Source organism: Cesiribacter sp. SM1 (assembly GCF_020178975.1).
Taxonomy (GTDB): Bacteria; Bacteroidota; Bacteroidia; order Cytophagales; family Cyclobacteriaceae; genus Cesiribacter.
The window spans coordinates 1-11,277 of the sequence record NZ_JAHXBU010000082.1; the positions used below are offsets into that span (position 1 = coordinate 1).

Here is an 11,277-nt window from a genome sequence, read left to right on the forward strand (position 1 = left end):
AGGTCTTCGGTAAAGGCGCTAAACTCTCTGGTCTGTTCTTCTAGGCCTTCTCCTGAAACCGAGGCAACAATGAGGTTCTTGTGAACATCCAGTCCACATCCTCTGGCGATAAGCTGGGGAAATGAAACTTGAGACTCCATAATGAAAAAAGGTTCATCCTTGATGGATAAACCTTTTTCATGCTCCTTTGTGATAGCTATATCATGAATGTTTTATTTATTTGATTTGGAGAGGTAAATATTTACTCCGGATTATTACGGTACTCGTCCGGCAGGAGCGACCAGAGTTCTTCCACATCAGCATCGTACTGCTTATCTCCCAGCTGAAGTACCGGCTGCAGGCCTGTAACATTGGTGCATACAAGCCTGTCAACTTTGAGTAGTTCGTCGGGCTGGGCTAGCACCTCAAAAACAGGCTCACCTTTTTCGATCATTTTGCGCATGAGCCATGCACGCATTACCCCGGCCACACAACCACTATCGAGGGCAGGGGTGTACCAGCGCTTCCTCTTTTTCCAGAACAGGTTGGCAACAGTGGCTTCTGCTATTTCACCCCGGTGGTTAAGCAAAATAAGCTCTTCAGCCTTTTTTTTCTTTTTTTCTTGGGTGGCCATCACATAGGGCAGGGCACTGATCGTTTTTATAAAAGACCAGCGGGAGGGGAGTAGTGTAACCTCTTCAGAAAACATGATTTGCTGCTTCTGCTGTAACCGGGGTGCAGTAGCTGGTGATGCGGCCAGCAAGCTTTGTGCTTCATTACTTTCGGGGGTGTAAAGGCCTTCGCCGCTCCGCCAGATCCATAAGCGCAGCCGTTGCCAACCTGTATTACCAGGGCAAAGCTGCCTTATCTGGGCCTCCAGATCTGTACTTTCGGGCCAGTGTATGTCCAGTATGGATAAACTTCTCCTGATTCTGGCATGATGCTGGCTTAGTAGTGGGCACTCCCCATTGTAAACCAGCATGGTTTCAAAGCAGCCATCACCAAAGCGAAAACCACGGTTTTGTAGGGCTGCTGCAAGCTCAGCAGAGATACTTGTTCCGTTCAGCAGTGCATTCATATAAGAAATTAACCATTTATAAAGAATTACTACAAAGCTTTCCCTAATTTGTCTACCATTGTAACAAGAGAACAATGTCTGACAAAAGCAGCATATTTGATATGATCGGGCCGGTCATGATCGGACCCAGCAGCAGCCATACAGCCGGCGTGGTTCGTATAGGCCGGGTAGCCAGGCGCATTTTAGGCGCACAGCCCCAGGAAGCAAAGATAACGTTTTACAATTCTTTTGCCCGTACCTATGAAGGCCACGGCAGCGACAGGGCAGTTTTAGCTGGCTTGCTGGATTATAAAACAGATGATGTCCGTATCCGGCAGGCCCTTGACCTGGCAAAGGAGCAGGAGCTGAAATATAGTTTTCGCTCGGTTGGCAATGCCTCCACCCTGCACCCGAATACTGTAAAGCTGGAGCTGAAAAGGGGCGAACGTGTGGTGGAAGTTGTTGGTGAAAGCCTGGGGGGAGGGGTGATCAATATTGCAAAGCTTGATGGCTTCACGGCTAATTTCAGTGCTGCACTGCATACCCTCATCATCACGGCCAGGGATGTGCCGGGGAGCATCGCTTTTATCTCAAGTGTACTTGCCAATGATAATTGCAACATTGCTACCATGACGGTTTCACGCAAAGGCCGGAACGATCTGGCCCTGCTGGTAATAGAAATGGATTCTGGCATTGCGCCCATTGTGAAACAATACCTGGAGTACCTCGACTGGGTAACAGAAGTGATTTACATACCGGATATAGATTTTTAAGATATGAAACGCAAATTTCTACTGCTTGTACTACTATGTTCTGGTCTGGTTGTGCACGCACAGCAGATCCAGGACCAACAGCTAGCTGCTATGGGCGACCGTATTTCACTGCAGGAAGCTGTTGAATATGCCTGGCGGAACAACATACAGGTGCGGCAAAGCCAGCTGCAGGTACAAGCCAGTGAGATCGATTACCTGCAATCCAGGCTTGGCCGACTGCCAACTCTGAATGGTCAGGCTACCCATGGGTATAATTTTGGCCGTTCCGTAGACCCCTTTACCAACCAGTATACCACTGATCCCATCCGCTATAATAGTTTCAGTTTTTTTAGTTCAGTAGATGTTTTTGCAGGCTTTCAGGCTCACAACCAGATTAAGGCTCGCTATGCCGAGCTGGAGGCTGCGCGCCAGGATGCTGCAGAAGCCAGAAATATTGTAGGCCTGCAGGTAACAGATGCTTATTTGCAGGTTTTACTCACCCAGGAACTGGCAGCAATAGCACGCCTACAGGTAAATACCTCGCAGGAGCAGCTAAACCGCACACGCATTCAGGTTGAGGCAGGCTCTCTGCCGCAGGCAAACCTGTATGATGTAGAGTCGCAGCTGGCCGCCGATGAGGTTTCAGCGGTAAATGCAGAGAATAACCTTGAGCTGGCCAAGCTTAATCTGTTACAGTCCCTGCAACTTCCCGGAGGTCAGAATGTAGAGGTGGAACCTATTGAAATAGATATGTCTGGTCTTCAGCTTACCACTACATCACCACAGGAGATCTATGCAGTAGCACTTGAAAATCAGCCCCAGATCAGAGCAGCTAATAACCGCCAGGATGCCACACAGTACAGCCTGCAGGCTGCCAAAGGTGCACTTATGCCCAGTCTTGCATTAAGTGGTAACATCACCACACAGTACTCCAGCATTGGTACAGAAAGAGACGTTATTACCATGCCGGATTTTCTGGAAACACCGGCTGGCTATGTTCAGGGAACAGATCAGGTTGTTATCATACGTCAGCCCAATACACAGGTAGTTGTAAATGAAATTCCATTCTGGGATCAGCTGGACCTGAACCGCCGTGGAAGTGTAAGTATAAACCTCAATATTCCTGTTTTCAATAATTACCAGGCCCGCAGGCAGGTTGGTTTGGCCAGAATTCAGTCACGCAGTGCTGATCTGGAACTCGAGAGAATTAAAAATCAGCTTCGCTCCAGCATTGAACAGTCTTATGCCGACGCAAGAGCAGCTGCTAAGCGTTATGCTGCACTGCAAAAACAGGTAGAGTCGCTGGAGCTGGCATTCAGGAATGCTGAGATTCGTAGAGAAGTAGGTTCTATCAGTACTTATGATTTTACCTTTGCAAAAAACAATCTTGATAGGGCACGTGCCGAGCTGGCACAGGCCAAGTACAACTATGTGTTCAGTCTTAAAGTAATCGACTTTTATTTAGGTAATCCATTGACACAAGAATAATCCATAATCATGGCAATTAGAAAAAAATCGAACCGAAAAACCTACATCTATATAGGTGGAGCACTTCTTCTGATAGTAGCCTTAGTAATGGTGGCCAGGGCGGCCGGCATCATAGGCACTCCGGAGGGAGTTGAAGTAGAGCTTGCCGAAGTAGGGCGCCGTACCATTGTGGAGAAGGTAGGAGCCAGTGGCATGATACAGCCCGAGACCGAAGTAAAAATAAGTCCTGATGTGCCGGGAGAAATCACTGAACTCTATGTTGAGGAAGGCGACTCTATCAGGCCTGGACAGCTTTTGCTTAAGATCCGTCCGGATAACTTCCAGTCAGCCTTGTCCAGAACACAGGCAAACTTTAATGAGCGCAAGGCAAATCTGGCTTCCGCACAAAGCCGTATTACACAGGCCGAATCGCAGCTGGAGCAGGCCAGGAGCCAGTATGAGCGCAGCCAGACACTGCATAAGCAGGGCGTAATTTCAGATGCTGATTTTGAGCAGGCCCGTCTGAATTTCAGGGTAGCACAGCAGGATTTGGTATCAGCAAAACAGAATGTTCAGGCAGCCCGCTACCAGGTAGAGAGTGCCGGAGCAACTGTTAGTGAGGCACAGGAAAACCTGAACCTTACCTCAGTTTTTGCGCCAATGGGGGGTATTGTTTCCAAACTGGATGTGGAAAAAGGAGAGCGGGTGGTAGGAACCTCACAAATGGCAGGTACTGAAATGCTGCGCATTGCAGACCTTGGCAGCATGGAGGTTCAGGTGGATGTTAATGAAAATGACATCATCAGGGTAAGCATTGGTGATACTGCAATCATTGATGTAGATGCCTATGCCTATCAGAATAAAAAGTTCAAAGGGGTTGTAACTGCTATCGCAAACACAGCTAACAACAAATTAACCCCCGATGCAGTAACAGAATTTCAGGTTAAAATACGGATCTTGAATTCATCTTACCAGGATTTGGTAAACACTGGCAGAAAATCTGCTCCTTTTCGTCCGGGCATGACTGCCAGTGTTGAGATTATTACCAACAGAAGAGACAATGTGCTGTCGGTTCCGCTAGCTGCCGTAACTACCCGGGAAGAAGGTTCACCAAAAACGGTAGGTGGAGAGGATGATGCCGATGCCAACCCTAAAACCCTGCCAAAAACATCAGCCGAAATAACAGAGGTGGTGTTTCTTGCAAATGATGGCAAGGCCCAGAAGGTGGCTGTACAAACTGGTATCAGTGATTTTGAATACATAGAAATCACTCAGGGCCTTGAACCTGGTCAGAAGGTTGTGGCGGGTCCTTATGTGGCTGTAACAAAGCGGCTGAATGACGGAGAGCAAATAAGAGAAGCAAAAAAGGAAGAAGCGAATGCTGAAATGGCCAAGAATTAAATCAGTTGCATCTTAAGATCTGTCCTATCACTATTTATAAAAGGTTTACCAACACAGGTAAACCTTTTTTTATGCTCGGGCCCCAGTCCACTGTTCCCTGTTGATTAGTGATAAATGTTGCAACATAGATTTGGGGCCAGTACAGCAGCTTTGTCATTTTCCAAAAAAGATACAGGCAACATGATTTATTTCTGCATTACCACCGGGACTAGCATATTTGTTCTTTCGAACAAAGCCCGGTACAACACCAGGTGTATTGGCTTTGGCAGCTTATAACCATGAAGCACACAAGGCAAAGATCCATTTTCAATGGTTAATCATTTAAAAAAATAAGTAGTGCAAAATAAACTTATTTTAAAACTATATAAGTAAACTCTGGTTAAACTTTTATCTATTGCTATACCGTTGGCAAATAGGATTATTATCAATTTAATATATAATAAATTTTAGTTAAAAATTTTAACTTTTAGCTAAATGTTCCTACATTAGATCTTGTGATCGATTAATTATCAAGCATTTAACATTTTTGTTAGGAAAGCAGCGGCTGCATTAAGTTTAGCATGCTGCATGTAATTTTTTTGTTAACATAGAGCATCACCATGTTAAAATAGTATTAGGTTATTTTCAAGATGTAATATTAATAATATAATATTTTGTTTATTATTTAATCAGCATCATCATTTACTTTTAGTCTTTTGACTACTGATTTTTATCAATAGTGTACGATTTGCTTCTATGCATTTTGTACTGCCCTTTTATGCCTTTATCTAAGGAACTTTACCCCTGTCTTTTTTATGGAAAGCGCCAATTTTTTAAAGTGGTCCAACTCTCATTCAACCTTAATACCTTTACACCCTGCACAACACGAGGTATATTATGATCAGATTGTAAACATTAATAGCTCCCACTACAACTTAGGTGGCTACATTGTACTAAAAGGGCAGTTGAATAAAGCCAAATTAAGGGAAGTGCTTGAGGGCCTGCCTTTAGCTTTTGATGTATTACGCCTTAGATTTGATTTTACAGACCATGAACCCTGCTGTACTTTCCTGGAAAAAGGGGAAGTGCTCACAACCCTGGAACTTGATTTCAGCAGCAGCCCAAATCCGCAGGTCGACGCGCTGGAATGGATGCAGTCTCAGTTTAACAAAACTTTCAGTTTAAAAGGCCAGCTCTTTGAACATGCATTGTTAACAATATCCGATGAAGAACATTGGTTGTATGGGCGTTACCATCACCTTATCACAGATGGATATGGTTTTACAATTTGCTGCCAGCACATTGCCCAAAGCTACTCTATGCTGGCGGCTGCTGGAGCGGTTTCAGATCATCCGAAATACCATTTCTACGAGCAGGAAGTAATAAAAGCACATGATTATATAGGGTCGGAATCCTACCAGAAGGATGCCCTCTACTGGAAGAGCCAGTTTAAAGAACTGCCTGAACCTTTATTAAAACAAAGGTACAGGCTGGCTCATTCAGAGGATATCCAGAGTAAAACAAAAGTTATTGAGATCACAGATCACCAGGCGCAGTTAATAAATTCACTGGTAAGCAAATCCGGTATTAACATTAGCCTGCAACAGCTAACACTGGCTGCTTTAAGTATTTACTTTGCACGCACAGAAAACAGGCAGGAGATCGTTTTTGGAGTTCCTGTTCATAATCGAAGAAATAAATTTCAAAGGCAGACCATGGGCATGTTTGCCGGCATGGTTCCCTTTAAAGGTTTCTATGATCCCGAGCTGCGTTTAGCAGATTTTTTACAGGTAGTAAAGCTACAGCAGCGTAACGATTACCGCCACCAGGGTTACCCCATCAGCCATCTTAACAGAGAATTGAAGCTGATGTCGACCGGCAGGAGCCAGATTTTTGATGTGGCTGTTAACTATGCTTTCCTGGACTTTGAGGTTTCTTTTGCAGGACTTGATGCAAAAACCTTTGATATGGCCAGCCAGTCGGAGAAATACCCGCTACACTTCTGGTGGAGAGACTATGGCAAACAACAGCCTTTACAATTAAGGATTGACTATCATCTGGCCTATTTTTCTGAAGAGGAAATAGAGCATATTGGGCAGCATTTACTTTTTATACTGGAACAGTTTCCGGATGCTCTAGACAAGCGTCTGGGAGATATTGAGCTCGTACCTGAACAGGAGCAACAATATCTGCTGGGGCTGTCAAATCCTGCTGCAATTCCCTTTCCTGAAGATCGAACACTGATCGATCTTTTTGAAGAGCAGCTATTTCAAAATCCGGATGCTACTGCAGTAGTGTTCAGGGGGGAGCGGCTTACTTACAGGGAGCTAAACAACAGCGCTAACCAGCTGGCTCATTACCTGCAGCAGAAAGGCATCAAAGAAGAAAGTCTGTTGCCACTCTGCGTGGACAGATCTTTAGAAATGATCATCGGGTTATTAGGAATTCTTAAAGCAGGAGCGGCCTATGTACCCATAGATCCGGCTTATCCAGGAGAAAGAATCAACTACATGCTCCGGGATACGGCTGCCAGGGTGGTGCTCTGCACAACTGCTACCCGGGAGCTTTTTACAGAAGCCAAAGACCTGGTGTTGGTGCTCCTGGATGAAGACTGGCATAAGATAGCAGCAGAATCAACAGAAAAGCCTCTCAATAAGCTTTCTCCCACTAATCTTGCCTACGTAATTTATACTTCCGGTACAAGCGGTAAGCCCAAAGGAGTACTGGTGGAGCATCGTAGTGTGGTAAACCTGATCCACCATCAGACAAAAGTATTTGGTATACGAGCAGATGAAAAGATACTGCAGCTATCCAACTATGCCTTTGATGCTTCTATAGAACAAATATTCCTGGCCCTTTGCAATGGGGCAGCTCTGGTAGTACTGCCTAAAGAGGCCCTGCTGGATTCAGCTAAGCTGCTGCAATTAATCAGCGAACAGGAAATTACACATCTGCATGCAACGCCATCCTTTTTAAAGCAGCTTACACCCGGCAGATACAGGCGCCTGAAAAGAGTAATAGCAGGTGGAGAGGCCTGTCCGGAAAGTTTAGCTACCACCTGGGAAGACTTTGTACAGTTTTATAACGAGTATGGTCCTACTGAAACCACTATAACAGCTACAGAATATGCCTGGCCTTCCAAAAATTATGGGGATGAAAAGCTGGTGCCAATTGGCAGGCCTGTGGCCAACACAAGAGTATATGTGTTAGACTCCGAAGGTAAGCTGGTGCCAAAAGGTGCTTCGGGAGAATTGTGCATTGGTGGGGTTCAGGTAGCAAGAGGTTACCTGAACCGGCCTGATTTAACTGCAGAAAAGTTCGTAGATAATAGATTTTCTAAAGACAGAGAAGAAAGGTTGTACAAAACCGGCGACCTGGTAAGGTGGCTTCCTGATGGTAACCTGGAGTACCTGGGCCGTCTGGATGATCAGGTTAAAATAAGAGGTTACCGTATAGAAATTGCTGAAGTGGAAGGTGCACTTAACCAGTGCAGGGGTGTAAAAGAGTCTGTTGTTCTGGCAAAAACTGAAGCATCCGGCAACAAACGTTTACTGGGCTATGTAGTACCCGAAAAAGCTTTCGACAGAGACGACATCATCAGCCAGCTGAAGCAGGTGCTCCCGGAGTATATGATTCCGTCTCTGATCATAGAAATCAAAGAGATACCCCTTACCTGGAATGGAAAAGTGGATAAAAGGGCGCTCCCGGAAGATGATGCCTGTATAGACCTTAGGAACCGCTACGTAGCCCCCAGAAATGATACAGAGGAGCAACTGGTAGCAATCTGGCAGGAACTGCTTGGGCTCGGGCACATTGGGGTAGAGGATAATTTCTTTGAACTGGGGGGGCATTCTCTCTTAGCAACCCGTCTGCTGTCTATACTTCGCAACAGATTTCAGCTGGAACTGCAGGTGAAAGATATCTTCGCTCATCCTACAATAGCCAGCCTGGCAGGGGAGTTGCTGCTAAAAGGCAGGGGAAATGTATTGCCCTCAATTGTTCCTGCAAACAGAACTGGCAGGCTGCCACTGTCTTTCTCCCAGGAGCGCCTGTGGTTTATTGATCAGCTACAGGGCAGTACTCATTACCACCTTCCTGCAGTTTACCGACTCCGGGGCAATCTTAATAAAGAAGCGCTTTCTGCTGCTTTCCGCCAGATAATAAGTCGTCATGAGGTGCTTCGCACTGTCATACGGCAGGAAGAAGGAAAGGGATACCAGCAGGTGCTGGATATTGACTGGCAGTTAACTACCAGGGATGGCAGTGCTTTCGCAGATGCAAATACATTGGAGCGTTTCATCCAATCTTATATTCAGGCGCCATTCAACTTAAGCAACGATTGTATGCTAAGGGCCATGCTGGTGGAACTTTCGGAGCAGGAAAACCTGCTGGTGATAGTGCTTCATCACATAGCTTCAGATGGCTGGTCTGTTCCTGTTCTGGCCCGTGAACTCGTACGCCTTTATAAAGCCGGAGGCAGCGCCGGGGCCGCTGCTCTGGCACCTTTAGCTGTTCAGTATGGCGACTATGCGCTGTGGCAGCGCAAACATCTGCAAGATTTGCAGGAAGAGCAGCTAACTTACTGGAAGCAAAAGCTGAAAGGTCTTGAAGCACTGGAGCTTCCTACAGACTTTGCCCGTCCGGCAGTAAAAAGCAATGCAGGTGGTATGGTCTCACTAAAGCTGGACCGGAAATTGGTTCAGGAGCTGGAGCTATTCTCCAAAAAGGAGGAGGTTACCTTGTTTATGAGCCTGCTGTCTGCCTTCAAGGTGCTGTTGTATCGCTACAGTGGTCAGACAGATGTATGTGTGGGCAGTCCCATAGCGGGCCGCAGACTACCCGAATTAGAGGCGATGATTGGCTTTTTTGTGAATAGTCTGGCACTACGAACACAAATAAGACCTGATCAGAACTACTACTCCCTGTTACAGGAGGTAAAAGCCACTACACTGGAGGCCTTTGAGCAGCAGGATGTACCCTTTGAGAAGGTGGTAGAAGCAATGGGCGTTATCAGGGATATGAGTCGCAGCCCCTTGTTCCAGGTAATGTTCTCTATGCAGAATACCCCTGCAGAGCCCTTAATTCAGCTTGGGAATGTTAGCTGCACTCGCGAGTCCTTAGAGAGTCACACTGCCAAATTCGATCTAAGCTTTACTGCAGTAGTTAATAAGGATGAAATAGAGATAAGTGCAGAATTCAGCAAAGACCTTTTCACAGCTGAAACTGTACAGCGAATGCTGGGTCATTACCAGTTGCTCTTATCCCATCTGCTACAGAACCCACTTCTATCAGTTTCCCAGCTGGAGCTGGTAACAGAGCAGGAGAAAGAGCAGCTCACCGAAGGCTACAACGCTACAGCGGCAGCCTATCCACAGGACAAGACGCTGGTAGAGCTGTTTTCAGCACAGGCAGCAAAGACTCCTGATGCTGTGGCAGTAGCAGATCTGTCAGCCTCTTTAACATACAAGGAGCTGGATGAGCGCAGCAACCAGCTGGCACATTATCTTCAGAGAAGAGGGGTTACAGCAGAAACACTGGTGCCCCTGTGCCTGGACAGGAGCCTGGAATTAGTAGTAGCCCAGTTGGGGGTGCTGAAAGCAGGAGGGGCGTATGTACCCATAGATCCCTCTTACCCCCGCCAAAGGATCCACTACATGCTCCAGGACACAGCAGCCCATCTGGTGCTAAGCGCTAGTGCTTATGAAGAGCTGCTGGAAACAGAAACAGCATCAGGAACAAAAGCAACAGCCATTCTTTTAGACAAGCAGTGGCAGGAGATCAGCAGGGAATCTGCAGCAACACCAGCTGTAGCTCTAGATCCTGCTAATCTTGCCTATGTTATTTACACCTCCGGATCTACGGGTAATCCCAAGGGTGTGCTGGTAGAGCACCGGGGGGTGGTGAACCTGTGCAGCTGGCACATCAGGACCTATGGTCTTGGCCCCTGTTGCAGATCTACCATGATGGCAGGGGTAGGCTTTGATGCCTCTGTGTGGGAAGTATGGCCGGTGCTTTTATCAGGAGCCGGTCTTTATGTAGTCTCTGACCAGCAGCGCCTGCAGGCAGAGGAGCTACTCCATTTCTACCAGCGCAGAGGCATCACCCACAGCTTTGTCCCTACAGCCCTGGTGGAGGGGCTGCTAAAGCTGGAGCAGCCCCAGAATCTGGAGCTGCAATGGGTGTTGACAGGCGGAGACCAGCTTAGGCAGGTATCTACCGCACATCTGTGCTGGAAGCTGGTGAACCACTACGGGCCAACAGAGAACACCGTGGTAGCCACAGCTTATGAGCTGACAGCAAAAGAAGCAGGCCTGCCACCCATCGGCAGGCCCATCAGCAACACCAGGGCCTATGTAGTAGACAAAGCAGGCAGTCTGGTGCCACAGGGTGTGGCAGGGGAGCTCTGCCTTGGAGGAGTTCAGGTGGCAAGAGGCTACCTGAACCTGCCAGAGCTCACTGGGGAGAAGTTTGTTCAGGATCCATTCTGTTCTGATGCAGGCGCCAGGATGTACAAAACAGGCGACCTGGTAAGGTGGAGAGGGGATGGGGAGCTGGAGTACCTGGGCAGGATCGATGACCAGGTGAAGATCAGGGGCTACAGGATAGAGCTGGGCGAGGTAGAGAGTGTGCTAAGCCAGTGCA

At 47.1% G+C, this 11,277-nt stretch carries 5 protein-coding genes; 4 read left to right on the plus strand and 1 reads right to left on the minus strand.

The annotated features are described in order from the left end of the window. Positions 1–241: 241 nt before the first annotated feature. On the minus strand, positions 242–1,057 hold the full coding sequence (locus KWJ01_RS13500) for an aminotransferase class IV (protein ID WP_224997014.1): 816 nt from the start codon (positions 1,055–1,057) through the stop codon (positions 242–244). A gap of 74 nt (positions 1,058–1,131) precedes the next feature. Between KWJ01_RS13500 and sdaAB the strand changes: the two genes are divergently transcribed. The 4 genes from sdaAB to KWJ01_RS13520 form a co-directional block, all read left to right on the plus strand. Next, the gene (gene sdaAB, locus KWJ01_RS13505) at positions 1,132–1,809 is read left to right on the plus strand and encodes an L-serine ammonia-lyase, iron-sulfur-dependent subunit beta (RefSeq protein WP_224997015.1); all 678 of its coding nucleotides are present in this window, start codon (positions 1,132–1,134) and stop codon (positions 1,807–1,809) included. A 3-nt stretch (positions 1,810–1,812) separates the two neighbouring features. Continuing rightward, positions 1,813–3,276, plus strand: coding sequence for a TolC family protein (locus KWJ01_RS13510; protein WP_224997016.1), 1,464 nt, complete (start codon positions 1,813–1,815; stop codon positions 3,274–3,276). Positions 3,277–3,285: 9 nt separating this feature from the next. Further along, entirely contained in the window at positions 3,286–4,656 is a 1,371-nt protein-coding gene (locus tag KWJ01_RS13515) for an efflux RND transporter periplasmic adaptor subunit (protein ID WP_224997018.1), read from the plus strand. A gap of 794 nt (positions 4,657–5,450) precedes the next feature. After that, positions 5,451–11,277: non-ribosomal peptide synthetase (locus KWJ01_RS13520; protein WP_224997020.1), on the plus strand; the 5,827-nt coding region annotated here is incomplete at its 3' end.